Annotated in this window: 19 protein-coding genes; 10 read left to right on the top strand and 9 right to left on the bottom strand. The window is 64.3% G+C overall.

Features of this window, described 5'->3' with window-relative positions:
• Nucleotides 1-110: 110 nt before the first annotated feature.
• The 4 genes from atpB to JZ791_RS03665 are packed head-to-tail and all read left to right on the top strand — an operon-like array spanning nt 111 to nt 2,185.
• Nucleotides 111-782: a F0F1 ATP synthase subunit A gene (gene atpB / locus JZ791_RS03680; protein ID WP_254205182.1), complete on the top strand. Its 672-nt coding sequence runs from the start codon at nt 111-113 to the stop codon at nt 780-782.
• 47 nt (nt 783-829) lie between these two features.
• Nucleotides 830-1,078, top strand: a complete 249-nt coding sequence (locus JZ791_RS03675) for a F0F1 ATP synthase subunit C (RefSeq protein WP_216892697.1) — start codon at nt 830-832, stop codon at nt 1,076-1,078.
• A gap of 4 nt (nt 1,079-1,082) precedes the next feature.
• Nucleotides 1,083-1,592 (top strand): F0F1 ATP synthase subunit B, encoded by a 510-nt coding sequence (locus tag JZ791_RS03670; RefSeq protein ID WP_308162755.1) that lies wholly within the window; start codon nt 1,083-1,085, stop codon nt 1,590-1,592.
• Nucleotides 1,589-2,185: a F0F1 ATP synthase subunit B family protein gene (locus JZ791_RS03665; protein WP_216892696.1), complete on the top strand. Its 597-nt coding sequence runs from the start codon at nt 1,589-1,591 to the stop codon at nt 2,183-2,185. Before JZ791_RS03670 ends, JZ791_RS03665 begins: the two co-directional genes overlap by 4 nt.
• 9 nt (nt 2,186-2,194) lie before the next feature.
• On the opposite strand, the gene JZ791_RS03660 is transcribed toward JZ791_RS03665, so the two are convergent.
• A complete protein-coding gene (locus JZ791_RS03660) occupies nt 2,195-2,728 on the bottom strand; it encodes a hypothetical protein (RefSeq protein WP_216892695.1) in 534 nt (177 codons plus the stop codon).
• 85 nt (nt 2,729-2,813) lie between these two features.
• Nucleotides 2,814-3,944, bottom strand: a complete 1,131-nt coding sequence (locus JZ791_RS03655) for a metallophosphoesterase (protein WP_216892694.1) — start codon at nt 3,942-3,944, stop codon at nt 2,814-2,816.
• Between the two features lie 291 nt (nt 3,945-4,235).
• Between JZ791_RS03655 and JZ791_RS03650 the strand changes: the two genes are divergently transcribed.
• From JZ791_RS03650 to JZ791_RS03635, 4 genes are all read left to right on the top strand, one after another.
• Nucleotides 4,236-4,880, top strand: coding sequence for a VC0807 family protein (locus JZ791_RS03650; protein ID WP_216892693.1), 645 nt, complete (start codon nt 4,236-4,238; stop codon nt 4,878-4,880).
• Between the two features lie 111 nt (nt 4,881-4,991).
• A complete protein-coding gene (locus JZ791_RS03645) occupies nt 4,992-5,540 on the top strand; it encodes a TIGR03086 family metal-binding protein (protein WP_216892692.1) in 549 nt (182 codons plus the stop codon).
• Nucleotides 5,541-5,662: 122 nt separating this feature from the next.
• Nucleotides 5,663-7,171: an alpha/beta fold hydrolase gene (locus JZ791_RS03640; protein WP_216892691.1), complete on the top strand. Its 1,509-nt coding sequence runs from the start codon at nt 5,663-5,665 to the stop codon at nt 7,169-7,171.
• A gap of 125 nt (nt 7,172-7,296) precedes the next feature.
• The gene (locus JZ791_RS03635; protein ID WP_216892690.1) at nt 7,297-8,541 is read left to right on the top strand and encodes a DUF8017 domain-containing protein; all 1,245 of its coding nucleotides are present in this window, start codon (nt 7,297-7,299) and stop codon (nt 8,539-8,541) included.
• 61 nt (nt 8,542-8,602) lie between these two features.
• Here JZ791_RS03635 and JZ791_RS03630 read toward each other — a convergent pair whose 3' ends face one another.
• Nucleotides 8,603-8,986 (bottom strand): hypothetical protein, encoded by a 384-nt coding sequence (locus JZ791_RS03630; RefSeq protein WP_216892689.1) that lies wholly within the window; start codon nt 8,984-8,986, stop codon nt 8,603-8,605.
• Between the two features lie 519 nt (nt 8,987-9,505).
• Here JZ791_RS03630 and JZ791_RS03625 point away from each other — a divergent pair.
• Together JZ791_RS03625 and JZ791_RS03620 are read left to right on the top strand one after the other, a co-directional pair.
• Nucleotides 9,506-9,826, top strand: a complete 321-nt coding sequence (locus tag JZ791_RS03625) for a WXG100 family type VII secretion target (RefSeq protein WP_216892688.1) — start codon at nt 9,506-9,508, stop codon at nt 9,824-9,826.
• Between the two features lie 37 nt (nt 9,827-9,863).
• Nucleotides 9,864-10,154, top strand: a complete 291-nt coding sequence (locus tag JZ791_RS03620) for a WXG100 family type VII secretion target (RefSeq protein WP_216892687.1) — start codon at nt 9,864-9,866, stop codon at nt 10,152-10,154.
• A 79-nt stretch (nt 10,155-10,233) separates the two neighbouring features.
• Here the strand turns inward: JZ791_RS03620 and JZ791_RS03615 are convergent, their stop codons facing one another.
• From JZ791_RS03615 to JZ791_RS03590, 6 genes are all read right to left on the bottom strand, one after another.
• Nucleotides 10,234-11,523: a DUF7373 family lipoprotein gene (locus JZ791_RS03615; protein WP_216892686.1), complete on the bottom strand. Its 1,290-nt coding sequence runs from the start codon at nt 11,521-11,523 to the stop codon at nt 10,234-10,236.
• Between the two features lie 36 nt (nt 11,524-11,559).
• Nucleotides 11,560-12,753: a DUF7373 family lipoprotein gene (locus JZ791_RS03610; RefSeq protein ID WP_216892685.1), complete on the bottom strand. Its 1,194-nt coding sequence runs from the start codon at nt 12,751-12,753 to the stop codon at nt 11,560-11,562.
• Nucleotides 12,754-12,880: 127 nt separating this feature from the next.
• Nucleotides 12,881-14,512, bottom strand: coding sequence for a serine/threonine-protein kinase (locus JZ791_RS03605; RefSeq protein ID WP_216892684.1), 1,632 nt, complete (start codon nt 14,510-14,512; stop codon nt 12,881-12,883).
• A 111-nt stretch (nt 14,513-14,623) separates the two neighbouring features.
• Nucleotides 14,624-15,883, bottom strand: a complete 1,260-nt coding sequence (locus JZ791_RS03600; protein WP_216892683.1) for a DUF7373 family lipoprotein — start codon at nt 15,881-15,883, stop codon at nt 14,624-14,626.
• On the bottom strand, nt 15,883-17,097 hold the full coding sequence (locus tag JZ791_RS03595; protein WP_254205169.1) for a DUF7373 family lipoprotein: 1,215 nt from the start codon (nt 17,095-17,097) through the stop codon (nt 15,883-15,885). The genes JZ791_RS03600 and JZ791_RS03595 overlap by 1 nt, the downstream gene beginning before the upstream one ends.
• A 106-nt stretch (nt 17,098-17,203) precedes the next feature.
• Nucleotides 17,204-18,415, bottom strand: coding sequence for a DUF7373 family lipoprotein (locus JZ791_RS03590; RefSeq protein ID WP_216892682.1), 1,212 nt, complete (start codon nt 18,413-18,415; stop codon nt 17,204-17,206).
• Between the last annotated feature and the right edge of the window lie 135 nt (nt 18,416-18,550).

Here is an 18,550-nt window from a genome sequence, read left to right as displayed (position 1 = left end):
TTCACGCCACCTATTCCGGACTGCTCAGTTCCAATGCCCGGGTCGGAATTCCGCTGGCCGATTCACCGAAGATCCAGGTCGGCGATCACGCCGTCGTGCATTGGCTCGGCATGGGCTTCAATATCGACACCATCATCTCCACCGGGGTCGCCGCGATCATCGTGCTCGCGCTGGCGATCTTCCTGCGGGTGAAGATCACCTCGGGCGTGCCCAACGGGATACAGCTGTTCTTCGAGGTCATCACCGTACAGGCCCGCCAGCAGGTGGAACAGGCCATCGGCCTGCGGGTCGCACCGTTCGCGCTGCCGCTCGCGGTCACCCTGTTCGTCTTCATCCTGGTCTCGAACTGGCTGTCCGTGCTGCCATTCCAGTACGGCAGCGGTGAACTGATCGCCCCACCCGCCGCGGACGTCAACTTCGTCTACGCGCTGGCCCTGTTCGTCTTCATCTTCTACCAGATCGCCGGTATTTCACGGCGCGGTCTGGGCGGCCATCTGAAGCAGACGCTGAAGGGTCACACAGGCTGGGCCGGTGCACCGCTGAACATCATCGAGGAGCTGACCAAGCCGCTGTCGCTCTCACTCCGGTTGTTCGGCAATATGTTCGCCGGTGGTGTGATGATCTCGGTGATCACGTTGTTCCCCGTCTGGATCAGCTGGGGCCCGAACGCGGTCTGGAAACTGTTCGACCTTTTCGTCGGCGCGATGCAGGCATTCATCTTCGCGCTGCTGACCGTCCTCTACTTCAGCCAGTCGATGTCGCTGGAGCACGAAGACCACTGATCGGCACCGTCGATCGGGAATACCTGTACGAGAATTAAGGAAGTGAAATGGCAGATCCAGCGATTGTTCAGGGCGCCCTCATCGGCGGCGGCATCATCATGGGCGGCGGTGCGATCGGCGCCGGCATCGGCGACGGTCTCGCGGGCTCCGCGCTGATCAACGGTGTCACTCGCCAGCCCGAGGCCGAGGGTCGCCTGCGCGGTAACTTCTTCCTGACCGTCGCGCTGGTCGAGGCCGCGTACTTCATCAACCTGGCCTTCATGGCGCTGTTCGTATTCGCAACTCCCGGTAAGTAAAACCATGATGTCTCCGCGAACCGATGTGGAGGCCGATGGGAATTTCCTCATTCCCAACGGCACCTTCTTCGCCGAGTTGCTGATCTTCCTGATCGTGCTCGGCGTCATCTGGTTCTTCGTCGTTCCGCCGATCCGAAAGGTGCTGGAGGAACGTGAGGACCGGGTCAGCCAGACCTCGGCTGACAACAAAAAGGCGAAGGACGTGTTCGCCGAGGCACAGGCCAAGTACGAGGCCGAGGTGGCCAGGGCCCGTGCCGAAGCCGCCGACATCCGCAACGAGGCGCGTGCCCAGGGCCGGGCTATCCTCGAGGAATTGCGTGGCGAGGCCCAGCATGAGGCCGACAACATAGTCGCCGAGGCCGCGGCACAGCTGCGCGCCGAGGCCGATCAGGTCGCCGCGGAACTGCGCGAGGCGGTCGAGCCCCTCTCGCAGACCCTGGCCGACCGCGTCGTCGGCGATAACGGGCATGCCGGATCGGGTACGGGCCACCGGACGGGACGGGCTACTTCATGAGTGATCTTTTCGCGGGTGGCACTACCGATGTGCTCGCTGCGGATGTCTTTCACATCTCGTTCGACTGGCCCGTGTTCATCAGCCAGCTGGTCGGCTTCGCCCTCATCATCTTCATCTTCGTGCGGTGGGTCGTGCCGCCGATCAAGCGGATGATGGCTCGCAGCCAGGAAACGATCGCGCGCCAGATCGAGGAGAGCGGCAAGGCCGCCACCCGGCTCGAAGAGGCCAAGCGCGCCTACGACAGCGCCTTGGCGGACGCACAGGTCGAACTCGAGCGCATGCGCTCGGATGCCCGGGCCGATGCCGACCACATCATCGCGCAGATGCGTGAGGCGGCGAACGCCGAGGTCGAGCGGGTGCGCAAGCAGGGCCGCGACCAGATCTCGCAGCTCCACCGCCAGCTGGTCCGCGATCTGCAGACCGAGCTGGTGACCAATATGCTCGACCGCACCGAGGAGCGGGTGCGTCAGCAACTCGCCACCCTCCAGTCCAAGTCCGACAGCGTCGATCGCTTCCTGGAGGACCTCGAGGTCATGGCCAACGGGCAGGCCGCTCCGGCGGTCAAGCGCCGGGCGCAGTCACGCTGGAACTGAATTGCCGGATCACTGGACCGGCCACCGCAGGTCCAGTGCATCCAGCCATGGTGTGAACGGCGTCCCGACGATCCCGAGGGATTGCGACATGGCGCCGAAACAATCTTCTACGGCGGCCACGACCGTGGGGTTCGCACCCCAGAGTTCGGCCATATCGAAGGTCGCGCCGATATCGGCGTAATCTTTCGCGGCGAGTTCGGTATCCACCGCTCTCTCGTCGAGAGCAAGGTATTTCCGGTACACCACAACGGGTTCGGCGTCATGCACCCGCCAGGCGGTCCACATGGCGCCGAATTCGTCGAAGTCGTCGGCGATGACTATCCGCGCCGTGTCCACCCCGGCGAACAGATCGGTTCCGATCATGTCCGAGGTCGACATGCCGACATAGCCGGATGCCCGCCAGAACTCGCCGACCGGCCTCACCGGATTGAGGGTGCATCGGTCGGTGGTCATGGCCGCCAACTTCTGCAGGTTCGCATTGATCGCCTCGGCCTCTTCGCAGGTCGCCGTGTCGGCTATGACCGCAGTTCCGTAGGTGCTCATGTTCGGATTGTCCCGAGAGGACGTGTGAGTCCCGAGCAGCAACGCGCGACCGTGCCGATTCCGTTGTGTCCGCGACGGCCCCGGATCAGCCGTTGTCCGGGCGCAGGGTGAGGACGGTGATCTCACTGGGCGCGAACAGTCGCAGCTGTGGACCCCAGAAGCCGGTGCCGCGGCTGGTGTAGAGCCGGGTGTGCTCGCCGTGCCGGCTCAGGCCGGCGACCACCGGCTGATCCAGGCGGACCAGATAGTGGAACGGCCAGATCTGCCCGCCGTGCGTATGCCCGGAGATCTGGAGCGCCACACCGGCCTTCGCCGAGTCGGCGATCTGCTTGGGCTGATGGGCCAGCAGGATCACCGGCAGATCGGTGTCGGCCCCGGACAGCGCCGCGGGCAGGTTCGGGCCGTGTCCGGCCAGGCCCACCCCGGTCGGGTCGTCGATACCCGCCATGATCAGGCGGTCGCCGCCGCGGGTGATGACCTCGTGCTGATTGCGCAACGGCTGCCAGCCGAGCGAGGACATATGCTCGAGCCAGCCCGGCGCGTCGCCGAAATACTCGTGGTTGCCGGTGATGTAGAACCGGCCCAGCGTGGCCTGGACCTTGCCGAGCGGGTCCACCTGCGGATGGCGCTTCGCCACCGAGCCGTCCGCCAGATCGCCCGCATGGCAGGCGATATCGGGCTGTAGCTCGTTCACGATCTCGACCACCCGCTCGGACCAGCGCAGCCGGTTCAACGCGGCGTAATGCGTGTCGGTGAGTACGACCAGCCGCAGCCCGTCCAGGCCCGCACCCAGTCCGTGGATGGGCACGTCGACGCGGCGTACCCGCGGAATTCGCCTCGCCTCGGTGACAGCCCAGCCCACCAGCGCCGCGACCACCACGAACACGCCCACCCCGACGATGCGCGAACGCGCCGGATCGGACACACCGCCGAGGGCCAGCCCCAGCCCGACGATCTGGCCGATGACCGACCACGTGAACGCCACCCAGGTCACCCCGAGCAGCGTGTCGCCGACGACGGTGGCGAGATCGGACTGCGCGGGCCCGTGCCCGAGCAGCATGCCCGCGGGGAGGGCGACGTAGGCGAGCAGAAAGGCCGCGGTACCGAGCCAGAAGGCCGTGCCGGACGTGGGGGCGCCGATCAGCGTCCACCACGGCAGGGCGAGCAGTATCGCGGGAATCGCCAGGAATAGGACCAGGCGGGGAATACGGATCACGGTCGGGCCATCCTCGTGCCAGCGAGCGCGGGGCGTTCGCCCGGCTCGCACCGACAATACCGTGCGGGCCGTATTGCCTGGTCAGGGTGCATTGCCGGGAAGGTGGCCGGTCCGGGTGGAGGAATACCTCCACCCGGAGGTCGAAAAGTTCCACCCGGGATCCGTCATCGGGTCCATGATCCGGATCCCGCCGGTCCGTAGCGTCTTTTTCGACAGCGGACGCCGAATCCGCGATCCGGACCCAGAAGGGCTAGCACGATGAACATCGCCGATCCCCGCACCGATTCCCCCATGACGAGCACCTCTTCCCTCGCGGCCCCGACCGAGCCGGCCCCGGCACCGGGTTCGCCCCTCCGCAGGGTGATGACCACGCTGGCGTTGGATCTGGGTCTGCCGGTCGCGGCGTACTTCGCGGCCGAGGCGCTCGGTGCGAGCACGTTCGTCTCGCTGCTGGTGGGCACCGTGGCATCCGGGCTGCGTCTGGTGTGGGTCGCGCTGCGCCAGCGCCGCCTGGACGCCTTCTCCACCTTTCTGCTGGTGGTGTTCGGCGCCGGGCTGGTGCTCTCGTTCGTGACCGGCGATGTGCGGTTCATGATGGTCAAGGACTGCGCGACCTCGGCGGTGGTGGGCCTGACGATGGTCGTCAGCTGCCTGATCGGCCGGCCGCTGGCCTACTACGCCGCGCTGCGGATGGCCGGTGCCGAGGGGCGTGAGCGGATCCTGGCCAGCGCGCAGGATGACGAACTGCGTAGGCGCTGGTACCGGGTGTCGCTGGTGTGGGGCCTGGCGCTGCTGACCGACACCGCGTTGCGGATCGCGATCATCTACCTGCTGCCGGTTCACTTGGCCGCCAACGTATCCCAGGTGCTGATGATCCTGGTGTACACGCTGCTGTTCGGCTGGACAGTGCGCAACGCCCGCCGCGCCGCCGCCTGAGCATCCGCCATGGCGGCGAGCAGTCCGCGACCCGATCGGGTCGCGGACTTTTTCGTTCGGGTACTGCGCGGAATGTCACTGCCGGACGTGGAGGGTCGTTAGGGTCTAGCCATGACATCTGATGCTGTGGCCGATCTCCAGCGGGCCTTCGCGGCGGTGGGGGGACTGATCGACCGGATCGGTCCCGAGCAGTGGCCGGCGCCGACGCCGTGCAGCGAGTGGAACGTGCGCCAGGTGGTCGATCACCTGATCGGATTGAACCGCCTGATGACGGCGCAGTTGGGCGGCGATCCGGTGCCCGACGGGCGGCCGAGCGACGATCCGGTCGGCGACTACCGCACTTCGTCGGCGGAGCTGGTGGCGGTGTTCGCGGCTCCGGGCATGCTGGAGAAGGTTTTCCCGAGTTCGTTCGGTGACCTGCTCGGTGAGATGCGGTTGCGTGTGCGGTTGGCGGATCTGCTCACGCACGGCTGGGATCTGTTCCGCGCCACGGGGATTCGGGCGGATATCCCCGAGGATCTGGCCGAGGAATCGTTGGCGCTCGTCCAGCGGCAGATGGTCGGCGCCGCGCGTGGCGGACGATTCGGCGATCCGCAGCCGGTCGCCGACGACGCACCGGCGCTCGATCGTCTCGCGGCGTTCACGGGTCGCTCCGTGTGACCGATCGCGCTCCGGGCCGGGAACGGACCGGCTGTTCGGAATGACTGTCGCGCAGCGAAATTGATTGTCGGTGTAGGCAAGTACTGTGCTCGGTGACTGGTCCGTTCGCGAGGGGAGTTCCGATGGTCGGGCGTTGGTTTCGCTGGTTGGTGTCGACGGTGGGAGTCGTGCTGATCGCCGCGGTGTCGGCGGGACCGGCCGCCGCCGCGCAGGATCCGCTGGACCGGTTCTACCACCAGAGACTGGTGTGGCAGCCCTGCCACGACGCCGTGCTCGACGGGGCCGGCGCGCGCTGCGCGGGCGTGCTGGTGCCGCTGGACTACAGCCACCCCGAGGGCCGCACCCTGACCGTCGCGATCTCCCGCATCGCGGCTACCGATCCGGCCCGGCGGCGCGGCATCCTGCTGTCCAATCCGGGTGGTCCGGGTGGTCCCGGCCTGCGCACGATGGTCAGCGAGGAGCGGAATCTGAGCGCCGGCGCGCGGGCGCAATACGATCTGATCGGCATGGATCCGCGCGGCATCGGCCGCTCCGATCGGGTGAACTGCGTAGTACCCCTGCCGACCATGCTGTTCTCGGCGGGATTCGACCTGTTCGGCTACGCCCGCGACACCGCACTGGCCGGGGCGCTGGCGGCCTCGTGCCTGGCCGGTGATTCCGAGAAGGTCCGCCAGATCACCACCCGCAATACCGCCCGCGACATGGATGTCATCCGGGCGGCGTTCGGTGATGAGAGGCTCAGTTACTACGGCGCCTCGGCCGGAACGTATCTGGGCGCGGTGTATACGCAGATGTTTCCCGGGCGCACCGATCGGATGGTGCTGGACAGCGCGGTGGATCCGGATCGTGCCTGGATGGGCATGTTCCAGGATATGGGTCCGATCAACGAGGCCGCCCTCGACGACTGGGCGGCGTGGGCCGCCCGCCACGACGATCGATACCATTTCGGCACGACTGCGCAGCAGGTGCGTGCATTCGTCGAGCAGATGATCCGGCGTGCCGCGGCCCATCCGGTCGTCGACCTCGCCTCCCAGTACCTGATCGACGAGCACACGGCGCCGATGATGCTGCTCGCGTTGCTGTCGAATCCGCAGGCCGACGCCAAACTCGCCGAGGTGGTGCGGATGGTGTCCGATGGCGTCTCTGGGCGTCCGATGGACATGGAACGGCTCAAATCCGAGATCACCGCCGCCGTACCGCTCGAAACGGGCGGTATGGCCGCGGTGACGTGCGGCGATGCGGCCGCACCCCGGGATCCGCAGTGGTACTACCGCAATATCGAGGCCGCACGGGCCACTCAGCCGGTATTCGGTGCGTTCGCCAACAACATCACCGCCTGCGCCTTCTGGCCCGCTCCGGTCGAGCCCCCGACGCGGGTTCGAAACCCCACGCCCGCAATGATTCTCGCGTCGGTCCACGATACGCGAACCGCCTATTCGGAAGGCCTCGCGCTGCACCGTGATATGTCGGCTTCGCGTCTGGTTACTCTGGCGGACACGAGGATTCACGGCGCATTTCGTGCCGGGCTGAGCCCGTGTGTGAACGATGCCGTCAACACCTATCTGGGCCAAGGGGTGCTGCCCGCCGCCGATGTCACATGTGAGCCGGAGGCGAGCTTCTTTCCGCGATAAGTCCTGGATGATGAGTGTGTCGGATGGGCGCCACGGACGCCATTTCCGATTGGGACAATCGACGGACCCCGACTGGACGGGCACCATGGATACGGGTGGACGGACCGGACGAGGAACGATTGAGCGTGACAGAGAACAACGACCGCTGGTGGGAGGGGGCGGTGTCGTCGCCGGGGGAGGCGAGCGCATCGGACGATCCGCAGCCGACGCGTCCGGGACAAGGTGAGGTGTCCGGCGATACGGCTACCAAAACGTCGCAGACCGTTGCCGAGCAGACGGTGGTGGAGCAGACGGTTGCGGAGCCAGTGCTTGCCGAGCAGGCGGTAGCGCAGGAGACCGCGCCGTCGCCCGAGCCCGATGCTCCGAGTGAGTCGGCAGGGCATCCGGGGTCGACCGGCTACCCGGTCTCGGGATTCACCAATCCCGTGGTGCCGCAGGGTGGGACGGTCGATGTGCCGCAGGGCGGTTACGGGGTGCCGGGCGGGCAATACGACTCAGCGGGGCGGCATGCCGGGTGGACGAGCCCGATGGAGGTCGGGTGGGGCACACCGGCCGCGAACCATACGCCGCCTTCCGGGAGTTATCCGACGCCTTCCGGGAGTTATCCGATGGTCGGTGCTCAGCCGCCCGGATACGGGCCACCCGGACAGCCGATGCCCGGATACGGTGGGCCGCGCAAGAATCGGACCGGGCTGATCATCGGGATCGTGGTGGTGGTCGTGCTGTTGATCGGTGGCGGCATCGCCGCGCTCGTGTTGACAGACAGGTCGTCGTCCAGCAACAACGCCTCGTCGAGCTCGTCCGAGAGGTCGACGACGGTCGATCCGAACTCGACGACGACCCCCGCGGTCATACCCGGCTATCAGGGTGTCGCGGTGCCCGCGTTCGACGTCGCCTACGACGTGCCCACCGGGTGGGCCATCGAATCGGCCGCTACGACATGGCTGATCGGCGGATTCACCGGTCGCGGCCAGGCCGACGACGGTGCGCACTACTGTCCGGGATCGGGCTATCGGGCGGTCAGCACCGTCACAGATTCGGGGTTGCAGGATCCCGCGACGGCCGCGACGTCGGTGGGCAGCACCGCCGCCCAGACCAGCTACGGCGATTCCGCCGCCACCGCAGTGCCAGCGGTCCCGTTGACCACGCTCGGTGGCATCGTCGGTCAAATGGTGGAGACCGACGGCAATTGGACGCCCAACCAGCCCGGCTGCACCACGACCTCATTTTCGATCTACACCTTCGCCTTCCCCGGCCCCAAGGGGTCGGCGCTGGTCCTCACACTCCTGGCCGACCGAGGCACCGCGGGCGAACTGTCCCCTGATCTGGCCAATCAGATCATCACCAGTATCCGTGCCCTGGGCAACTGACAGAGGCGCCTGTGCGGCAGGGGACTCCGCGTCAGATACCAAGTCCCTTGGCCGAAGTGGGTCAGAAGGCGTTGCGAGTGTCCGGCCCATGAATGGTGCCAGTGGTGTGTAAACCGTGGCAGTTGCTGCATGAAGAATGTGCGCCAATTTCGGTGCAATAACTCCATGCACCGTCGAGCGGTTCGACGATATTGATGTTCTTATTGCGTTGCCAGCCCGCCTTATCCACGCCGTTCGGCAGATACATGACCGGTCGTGGCGTGTCGGCGTCCTGCCCGCGCTGCACCTCGACAGTGATGTCATCGTTCACCGCGGCCGAGGGCAGGCGCAGGGTGATATGGCGGTCGTCGCGCAGATAGTAAGCGCTGATCTCGGATCCGTCAGGGCCGTTGGCCCGGTTAGCAGGTGTTTGGACGCGATGGTCGGGTCGGTGGCGCGGCAACATGAAAACCCCTGGTGCAGTACTCGTTTTGATGGTTTCGGTTACAAGTGCCGCCAGGCTTGCGCAGGGGTCGCAGAATTATCGGAGCGGGCCGGGCGAAGGGCTGCCCGTCGGGTCCAAGCCCAGGTCGGAGGGGTGTGTCGGACTCGGAAGGGATGCTTCGGAATTCCCGTCTCAGGGAGGGGGTGCGTTTGCAATAGAGGCTGGTCTCGCTCGATGCTGTCGGGTTAGACTGACCCGAGTCGACACCACGTCAGTATCGGCGCAGCCAGTAAGGGGAAGGGAGGGGGCTTGATTTACTGACATCCGACCGGTACGACTGAGGTGCGCCTGTGGGGGGATTCATCGGCCTACAGGTCAGCTCGACCCCGGAAACCACCCAGGTATTGTCACTGTGACGTAGGTCACAGGGTAGCCGGAATCGGATCGGAACCGATCGGGCGCTGGGTGCGTCCAAGTATATGAACCAGGTCAGCTGAACTTGAAGGGGACGTTGGCCCAGTAGAGGCAGGAGGAGCTGCAATGGCAAATACATTCAATGCCGACAAGGCCGCAATCGACAAGAAGGTCGGCGAGTTCGAGCAGACGCACGGCGAGTTGAACACGATGCTGACCCAGTTGCGGAGTGAGGCTGACACTCTCACCGAGCCTTCGAACTGGCAGGGCGCTGCAGCGAACGCGTTCAAACAGTTCATGGACACATTCGCCGATCAGGCCAAGGTCATGAACAACCAGTTGATGGACACCGCCGAAAAGCTTCGGTCGGTGGGTAGCCAAACTACGCAGCACGATGAGGATCACGCCCAGCAGGTGTCGAAGGTGGCCTCCAGCCTCAATCTGTAGAGCTCCCAGCCTCTCAACCTGTAGAAAGGTAAAAGTCATGACTATTCGCGCACAATTCGGAAATATCGACGAGAGCGCTCAGCGCATCGTGCAGCAGGCCCAGGGACTGCAGCAGAAGCTCGAGGAATTCCACAAGTCAGTCCAGGATTACGTCACCAACTCTGGTGCAGGTGCGGCCAACGACGCGTTCGGTCAGCTGCAGCGGACCTGGAACCAGCGCAGCATGCAGCTGGGGGACACGTTGAATCAGGCTGGTAAGGTTGTTGGCCAGGGAAACCAGGATCTGCAGTCGAAGGATCAGTCTCTGGCGGGTATGTTCGGAAACTAGCACAAACGAAGATAAATGCGCCTTGTGGATATCTATCCACAAGGCGCATTTAGTTTGCGGAGCGGATTGGAATAGTCCCTCACATTCCTTGGCTGTTGGCCAACAGTGCATACTCTGCTGCTGCGCGTTGCTGGGCATCATCCAGCTGGCGCGCCCAGACCACTCCGACATACTGGCGGTAGCGGACGGCACATGTGAAATTCTTAAGATCCGTTTCGCTTGGGAGCTGTGTGCATTTCGCATCAGGTACACCTTGAGGCGCCATCGCAGAACCGGGTGCGTTCAGTATCTTCGACCAAACCACTCGTGCCGAATCTGTGTCGGGGCTGCGATAAAGAACGGTACCTTCGGGCGTGAGGGGGATGCCGGCGATGAATGGTTGCATATCGCCATTTCTTTCACCGAGAGGGGAGTTCAATATGTATGCTGCCGCTACACCGAATGCATCTATATGCAAAGATTGATACAATTGCTTTGCTGCTGCACGGTCACGCTGGAGCTGAAGAAAACCTTGAAGATCGTATGATGCGAGTGATCCTGGGCCGTAAACCCAATCCTGGTCAGGATTGAGCAGTCGTCGAATAATGCCATCCGGGTCGGGAGGCTGCTTCAGCACAGCCATTGGCGAAAGAGGCGGAAGAGCATCCAGCATCGATAACTGTTTATCGTAGGCCTTTTCGGCTAATGACGCCATTGCGCTGGTATCCCCGTTGGGAACTTGGATCTCCGCTTTGACGATGTAATGCCCGTGGGCAATGATCGTGTTGAGCTGTGGTGTTCCGGTATGCCGGTAAGAGTGTGCGTCGGGATATTTTGGTAGAGATACCGGCTGATTCACTGCTGTTAGTCTATTCAAGTCGCCAGTGTAGATATCGGATGCGGCTTGCCGCGCCTCGCCATCTCCCGGGAACTGAATTATGGTTATTGTAAGGAGAGTGGCCTCGGAGCTGGTATAGCCGTGAATATCGGGCTGGACGTTCATACTTCCGGAAGAAAAACCGAACATTGCTCCATTTTGCTCCACTGCTTTGCTGTCCGAGGCAGAGAGTATAGTTGACCAGTCGCTGACCTGTGATGTCGGTATCGCTCCCTGAGCCATGGCTCCCGAGCCGAACTTCAGGCGCGGATCGACGTCCAGGCCTGTGATCGTATGATTTGCTAACCGAATAGCTGCGAGAGTCTTTCCATCTCTATAGGTGTGGCTATATTGCTGGACGGAGTCGATTGGCGCGACCGGATAGTTCCCCGCGCTGAGTTTGGTAACATCCAGTTCACCGGCCGCCGGTATTCCGGAAATTGACGCTCCGCATCCCGCAACCGCGGCTGCGCTGGATAAGGAAGCTACAAATTTTATAAGCCTCGTGTGCATGGCACCTACCGGTTCGAATATGTAATGGACCGCATATCATGAGGTTGCGAGTAGGGCGTACTGTGCAGCGATACGTTGATGTACATCAATCAACTGTTCAGACCACATCTCTGCTACATAGCGATCATAAGCCACCGTGCAATGGAATCTTGCGATTCCGTCCGAAGAACTTCCTTTATACTCGTCGCAGTGTGCCTCCGAAAGATTTGGGGGAGGATCTGCGGTTTTATACATTCTGGGAACAACACTGCGGGCGTCGAGTAACTCTGAAGCGGCCTCGGCGTCGCGGGTGCGATAGAGCCGCCCAGCATTCAGAACCATGCTGTCCATGCCCGTTCTAGTATAGAGATCTCGATCGGTTGCAGGGTGGTCGGAAAGCATGAGTGCTCCGCGCTGCGTGTATATTCCGGGATAATCGTTGTTTACATCCCCGTTGGTCTGCGGTACAGCGCGGTCTGCCATATCATGGTTGAGTGGCACATCTGGCAATTGTGAGATCGGGGTTATTTTGAAACCGCTCAAACTCGGCACGATGTCCTCGATCGTTTTTTTGGTCAACGCCGAGATTGCTGCCAGATCGTTGGAATTAATCTGAGGCATAGCAGTGTCGTAGGCTTTTGAATATATGACGTACTGCCCGCTGGATGTAAAAGTCTCTATAGTATCCTCACCTGATCGCCAGAACGAATGTGCATCGGGGTGCCCATCTATGGCGGTGGGTTGATTTTGAGGATCATGAGCGAACTGAATCTTTGCCAGAGCTGCGGCGCCGTCACTCGCTGCTTTATCATCCGTGAATATCATCACGGAGTAACGGAGCACGGAGGCAATGATTATGTCTGGATCCGAATAACCGCCGACGTTGAATCCCGCTACGAATCCGGGAGCGATGGAGTTGATATCATCCGTGGCGAGCCCGGCGTCTTCGGCACCGTTGAGGAATCCACGCACTGTCATCGGGTTGGTGCCATCCTGATACCTGAACTGCGGATCGATATCCATGGGCAACGGTAGATAGCTCGCCAGCCGCTGTCCTTCGGACAGTTCAGCTCGCTCGAGTGTCGGCTTGCCACCTTGATGATGCGGGATGATCGTATATCCGCCGACATCCAGCTTGCTTACATCGACGGGTGGCGGCGATGCGGTCGAGTGCGACCCCGACCCGCACCCGGTTATCGCAGCCAGAACGGCCGCTAGCCCGACAGCGAGTGCAATGGTTCCACGACGCATACTTCCCCCTCGTAGCCTGCCCGGCTGGAATCTTCCATCGATACCGGCCGGTACGCACGCACATTACTCGCCGAGACCCGGACGTACATCGCGGGATGGGCGTTCCGGCACGGGTTTTGGCAAGAACCTACTGGATTCGGTTGCGCAGGACGGGGACCAGTTTGGACAGTTCGACCTGGGCGGAGTTCGTGCCCCAGGTGCGCATGGCGGACACCGCGGAGGGGTCGTCGAGGGCGATCACGGTGGCGCGGGAGTTGGTGATCTCGTAGGGGAGACCGAGCAGGCCGCCACCGCCCGCACCGGAGTCGCTGCGGACGGCGAGGATGTAGCTGTCGTCGGCGGCGTTGATGGTGTCGTAGTCCTGCATGGGACGGGGTGAGGTCTCGGTGCCCTGCTCGACGTAGTTGAGGTTGTAGACGAAACCCAGGCTCTGCAGGAAGTTGGTCTGCGGGGTGCCGCCGAGATAGATGGCGACCTTGCCGTCGTTGGTCACGTCCACCATGGTGATGGTCTTGCCCGCGAAGGCCGGGTTCTGTGCCTTGGCCTGTGCCGCCGAGGTCGCGGAAACGGCTGCGGCGGTGGTGGTTCCGCTCGCCGACGTCGAGCCCGTCGATGAACCGCCGCTGGAGAGCCAAATCCCCACGCCCGCGGCGATCGCCACGACCACCACGCCGGCCGCGGCCGGGATCACCCATCGCCGAGGGGATTTGGGGGAGGTCATCAACGCGGACAGATCGACGTCTCGGGGACGCGAGGGAGGCATCCCGGTATTGCCCTGCGCGCCCGCCATGGTCAGGCGCGGATCGCTGGCGGGGGCGCGCGTCGCCCCGGTCATGGACGTGCGCGGATCGGGGCCGGGGCTGTAGGTCTGGACCGGATAGCTGGGCGAGGTGCCGCTCGGCATCGGGTTGTAACCCGGCACGAGGACACCGGCCGCCGCGTCGGTGAATTCCCGGCAGCTGTGGTACCTGTCGGCCGGATTCTTCGCCAGCACGCGCGCGAAGATCTGGTCGATCGCGGGCGGCAGCGCCGCGTTCGTCGCGGACGGCTGCGGCGGCGGCTCGTACAGGTGGCCCATCATGACCATCGCCGGTTGTGTTGCCGGATAAGGGTTCTGGCCGGTCAGCAGCTTGTAGAGCGAGCAGCCGAGGCTGTAGATGTCGGCGTGGTGGTCCACCGGCATGCCCTGCAACTGCTCCGGCGAGGCGTAGGCGATGGTGGCCACGAAACTGCCGGTCTGAGTCAGCTCGCCCGGATCCTCGGTGGACTTGGCGACGCCGAAATCGGTGAGCAGCACCCGCTCGTCGTCCTCGCCGTCCTTCGCGGACAGCAGGAAGTTCGCGGGTTTGACGTCACGGTGCAGCAGTCCGCGCCGATGCGCGTAGTCCAGGCCCCGGCCGACCTCGGTGCAGATGCGCAACGCCCGCGGCGGAGTCATGGCGCGAGGGTCGCGGCCCAACTCGGCCGAGGCGTCGGTGCCCTGGACGTACTGCATGGCGATCCAGAGCTGCCCGTCCTCCTCGCCCCGGTTGTAGACCGAGACGATGTTCGGATGGTCCAGTCCCGCGGCGAGATTGGCCTCGCGCTCGAATCGGGCGCGATATTCGGCGTTGTTGCTCAGCTCGGAACCGAGTACCTTGATCGCGTCCATACGCGGCAGGCTCGGGTGCTTTCCGAGATAGACCGTGCCCATACCGCCTGCGCCGAGCACCCGCTCGATCCGATAACCACCGACGATGGTGCCGGGACTCATCGCCATATGTCACAAACTCCTGGTAGATCGGTGGTTGGCGCGGTGTGCAGCGGCCCCCGTACCCCCGGGGAGCATACCGGCCCGGCCGGATTCGGGTCGAGTCACATCGATCATCGATCACGGCTCCCACGTGCTGTTGGCGAGCAGGGCGTACTGCGCTGCGGCGCGTTGCTGCACGTCGATCAGCTGGTCGGAATTCACGTATCCGACGTAATTGCGGTACGCGACAATGCAGGTGAAGCGCTTTCGATCGGTCGGAAATGTCTGCTCCGAGGTGTTCTGCACGCAGGCCGAATCGGGCAATTTCGGCACGTCCCGGGCCGGGGTCAGAAACTTCTCCGGAGTGAGCCGATCGTGCACGGCCTTGGCCGCCGAGGCCGCGTCGGCGGTGCGCACGAGCAGCGCGTCATCGGTTCTGGCGAATTTCTGCCCTTTGATCGCGGCGAAGGTCTTGGCGGCCGTCGCGCGGTCGGGCATGTAGTTCATGATGCCGTGCAGAGTGAACGCGGCATTCTGGTCACCGAAGGACAGCCGCCCGAGCTGAGCGGCATTCAGTGTGCGGCTGATCAGATATTCCGGATCCCAGGACACACCCATCACATCCTCGTCCGAGATCGGGGGCAGCGTGTCCAGCACCGGGAATTCGGTGTCGTATGTCTTCTGGGCCAGGGCCGTGAGCGTCGTCGGATCGGCGGTCGGGGCGAAGACCAGCACCGCAGCGACATAGGAGCCGTGTGCGAGATAGGAACGCAGCTCGGCGATTCCGGGGCGCCACTGGGCGCGTGCGGCAGGATATTTCGGCAGTGGAATCGCCGCGGTCGTCTTATCGATACCGGATTCGGCGTCGGCGAACTCCCCGGCCGCACGGGTGGCCGCGCCGGCGTCGGGGAATTGCATCACGATCAGATCGACGGCGGTGGAGTTGTGCGGATCCACCGAGGGCCAGCCGTCCGGTGAGGTGGAATCGATGAAGGTCCGCATATCGGATCCGATGGTCTCGAAGCCGAAGTACATATCCTCGCGTGTGGCGACCGCTTTCACGGCATCGCTGTTGCCGAGCCGCTCGGACATCACGCCGGATTCGAACGTCCCCATATCGGATGGGCTCATGCCCACGTTCATCCGGGGATCGACATCGTAGGCGTTGACCGTGTAGTCGCTGATCCGCAGTCCGCCGATCTGCGGGGTGTCGGTCAGTCCGGGCGGATCGTCCTCGTGGATATCGAGCGGGTCGACGGTGAATCCTCCGACATCGAGGGTGCGCACGTCGAGTTCCGCGGACGTCGCGGCGCCCGGCTCCGAGGAGCCGCAGGCGGTGAGGGTGACGGCCAGCCCAAGACCGATCATCGTGACGACGAAGCTACGTGTGCGGGACATCATTTCGCCTTCACCAGGATCGCGTACTGGGCCGAGATCCGCTGCTGCGCGTCCAGGAGTTGATCACCCCAGGCCTGCGCCGCGTACCGGCCGTAGGACACCGCGCAGTAGTAATGCACCGCGATGATCTGCTGCCCGTGATACTGCCGGCACCTGGCGATCGGAAGATTCTTCGGCGGCGCCGCGGATTTGAAATGTTTGGCCGGATCGCCCAGCTGATCGCGCACATCCGCGGCGGCCGCGGCATCTCGTGCCCGGAATACGTCGTCGCCGTACTGCGCGACCAGATCGACGCCGTCGGCCCGCATCCACTGCTGCGTCTCGATGGGATCCGGGGTCCAGTTCAATTCGGCGTGGGCGGTGTAGACGCCGGGCGGATTCACCCACTCGTCCTTGGACACCTTGGGCCGCAGCATCGTTCGCCCGAGCATGCCGTCGATATCGATCGGCTGATCGGACAGCTTGTCCACCGGAATCGCGGTGAACTTGGCCAGGGCGGGCGCCATCGTGTCCAGGCTCTTGGTCACGATATCCACCAGTGCGGGAAAATCGTTGTGGTGGAACCACATTCGTGCCTGGTCGAAGAACGAGGTCAGCACCACCAGTGTGCCGGTGGCATACCAGGAGTCGATCGACTGCACGCCGGGATGCCAATGTGCGTGAGCCGTAGGATATTTGGGGATCGGAACCGGTTGATTGCCGGGTTTGGACCCGAAATCCCGGCGCTCCAGCGCCACCGCGGCATCGGCCGCCTGCTTCTCGTCCGGAAAGATCATCACCGCGTTGACCAGTTCGAGGCCGTCGTCTGCCTGGGAGCTGCGGCCGTAACTGATGAATCCGCCGACGAGATTCGGCGCGTCCTGGGCGACACCGCTGAAATCGGCGAAATTGCCCAGCTGTGTGGCCCGTGGATCGACGAAGACGATCGGGCTGGTGCCGCCGCCGTAGGTGAGTTCCGGGTTGATGTCCATGGCCAGCGGAACGACATTGCCCAGCCGCTCGGCCTCGATGTCCTGGGCTTGTGCCTGGTTCGTCGGCTTGCCCTCGTCGCGTGGGGCGGTCTCGTACGGGCCGGCATCCAGTGTCTTCAGGTCGATGACCGGAGCCGCGGCGGTCGGGCCGTGCCCGGAACCGCATCCGGCGCCGAGCATCGTGATCAGCAGAGCCGCGCCAACGGCTCCCAGTGCCCGACGAATCCCGCCCGACCTGCGCATACTCCCTCCCGCGGGCGCGGGGATGTACTGTCGCTCGGTTCCCGGCCCGTCGGTATCGTACACAACGCGGCATCGTCTTCCCGGCGTGCTCGCGGCCGGGCCGGGCTCACATGCTGTTCGCCAGCAGCGCGTATGCCGCCGCGGCACGGCGGTTCACATCGGACTGATCGTCGCTGACGACCACCTCGACGTACCGCCCGTGCGTGACGAAGCAGCGGAATTGGCTCTGCCGCGTCGCGTCGCCCTTGCTGTTGAGCTGCAGGCACCTCGCGCCCGGAACCCGCACGGGCGCCGAGATCGGATCGTAGGTGTTGCTCGACCCGGCGATCAGCCCGGTGATCAGGCGGTCTCCCGCCGCGGCATCGCGTACGCGCAGCACCGTGCTGGAATCGGCGACGGCGATCGAGTCCAGGCCGGTCTCGTCGACCAGGCGTTGCCGTCCGGCCGCGTCCTCGGCGTTCTCGATGAAATCGGTCGGCCCGTAGGCGGCGAAGACGTCCCGGTCCGGGGTGGTCGGTGCGCCGACCCGCACCACCGCCCGGGCGAGCAGACCGTCCGGATCGATCGGCAGGTTCGAGAGCTTGCCGGTCTGCGTGGCCTGGAAGGCGTCCAGCGCGGGCACCTGTGCGTCGAGCGTTTTGCGCACCCAATCCAGCAGGTCCTGGCTGTTCGGCTGGGGGCGCTCGACGAACAACGAGATGACGAATTGCCGATGCGCCAGGAAGGTTCCGATAGTGGGCACGCCGGGACGCCAGTGGATGAAGGCCGTCGGATACTGGTCCAATGCCAGCTTGACGTTTTCGGTGGGGTCGACGGCGAAGTCCACATCATCGAGTTCGCGCGCGGCCCGCGTGGCACTGTCGTCGTCGGGGAATCGCATCACGAAGTCGGTGACCGAAGTGGCGTCGGGGGAGGGGATGTCGGTGCCCGGCAGGTCGGCTCGGTCCGCGCCGGTGACCGTATAACCGGTGATCATGTTCTCCTGGTCCAGGATCGGCTTGGACACCTCGGCGAGCAGCCGTGCGGTGGCCTCGGTGTCGCCGGCTACCACGCGGCCACCCTCGCCGACCGACAGCGACGGATCGATCTTCATCGCCGGCATCACCGCCCGCGACATGCGCATGCCCTCCACCAGTGCGCCGTTATCGCCGGCGGGCTGGGCATAGGCGTGCTTGACGGTGGCGTAACTGCCGACATCGAGTGTGCGTACGTCGATTTCGCCCGGGACGGCCGTTCCCGCGACCCCGCATGCGGTCACGAGCGCGGCGACGGCGGCCGCCGTGAGCGATACGCGTACGCGGCGTGTCGGACAGAACATCGCCGAGCCCCCGTTCGGGTGGAGACAGACTGATCCCAAAGTTACCGGACTCCGGGCCTCGGCGGGCGGTCTCCGGGCGCGGGCACGGTGCTCTACGCTGATCGTGTGACGACCGTGTGTGACCGGAGCCGATTC

The sequence above is a fragment of the Nocardia alni genome, from assembly GCF_019038435.1.
In the GTDB taxonomy this organism is placed as follows: domain Bacteria; phylum Actinomycetota; class Actinomycetes; order Mycobacteriales; family Mycobacteriaceae; genus Nocardia; species Nocardia alni.
The sequence above is the reverse complement of the archived record's forward strand: the minus strand, read 5'-3'. Positions and strand labels throughout refer to the sequence as shown.

What these genes read in the sequence shown, in the direction of transcription:
- JZ791_RS03600 (WP_216892683.1), bottom strand. Translation starts at nt 15,883, where the DNA reads ATGTCCCGCACACGTAGCTTCGTCGTCACGATGATCGGTCTTGGGCTG.
- JZ791_RS03645 (WP_216892692.1), top strand. Translation starts at nt 4,992, where the DNA reads ATGACATCTGATGCTGTGGCCGATCTCCAGCGGGCCTTCGCGGCGGTG.
- JZ791_RS03620 (WP_216892687.1), top strand. Translation starts at nt 9,864, where the DNA reads ATGACTATTCGCGCACAATTCGGAAATATCGACGAGAGCGCTCAGCGC.
- JZ791_RS03675 (WP_216892697.1), top strand. Translation starts at nt 830, where the DNA reads ATGGCAGATCCAGCGATTGTTCAGGGCGCCCTCATCGGCGGCGGCATC.
- JZ791_RS03625 (WP_216892688.1), top strand. Translation starts at nt 9,506, where the DNA reads ATGGCAAATACATTCAATGCCGACAAGGCCGCAATCGACAAGAAGGTC.
- JZ791_RS03590 (WP_216892682.1), bottom strand. Translation starts at nt 18,415, where the DNA reads ATGTTCTGTCCGACACGCCGCGTACGCGTATCGCTCACGGCGGCCGCC.
- JZ791_RS03615 (WP_216892686.1), bottom strand. Translation starts at nt 11,523, where the DNA reads ATGCACACGAGGCTTATAAAATTTGTAGCTTCCTTATCCAGCGCAGCC.
- JZ791_RS03670 (WP_308162755.1), top strand. Translation starts at nt 1,083, where the DNA reads ATGATGTCTCCGCGAACCGATGTGGAGGCCGATGGGAATTTCCTCATT.
- JZ791_RS03640 (WP_216892691.1), top strand. Translation starts at nt 5,663, where the DNA reads ATGGTCGGGCGTTGGTTTCGCTGGTTGGTGTCGACGGTGGGAGTCGTG.
- JZ791_RS03610 (WP_216892685.1), bottom strand. Translation starts at nt 12,753, where the DNA reads ATGCGTCGTGGAACCATTGCACTCGCTGTCGGGCTAGCGGCCGTTCTG.
- JZ791_RS03660 (WP_216892695.1), bottom strand. Translation starts at nt 2,728, where the DNA reads ATGAGCACCTACGGAACTGCGGTCATAGCCGACACGGCGACCTGCGAA.
- JZ791_RS03630 (WP_216892689.1), bottom strand. Translation starts at nt 8,986, where the DNA reads ATGTTGCCGCGCCACCGACCCGACCATCGCGTCCAAACACCTGCTAAC.
- JZ791_RS03665 (WP_216892696.1), top strand. Translation starts at nt 1,589, where the DNA reads ATGAGTGATCTTTTCGCGGGTGGCACTACCGATGTGCTCGCTGCGGAT.
- JZ791_RS03595 (WP_254205169.1), bottom strand. Translation starts at nt 17,097, where the DNA reads ATGCGCAGGTCGGGCGGGATTCGTCGGGCACTGGGAGCCGTTGGCGCG.
- JZ791_RS03650 (WP_216892693.1), top strand. Translation starts at nt 4,236, where the DNA reads ATGACGAGCACCTCTTCCCTCGCGGCCCCGACCGAGCCGGCCCCGGCA.
- atpB (WP_254205182.1), top strand. Translation starts at nt 111, where the DNA reads ATGGGCTTCAATATCGACACCATCATCTCCACCGGGGTCGCCGCGATC.
- JZ791_RS03605 (WP_216892684.1), bottom strand. Translation starts at nt 14,512, where the DNA reads ATGGCGATGAGTCCCGGCACCATCGTCGGTGGTTATCGGATCGAGCGG.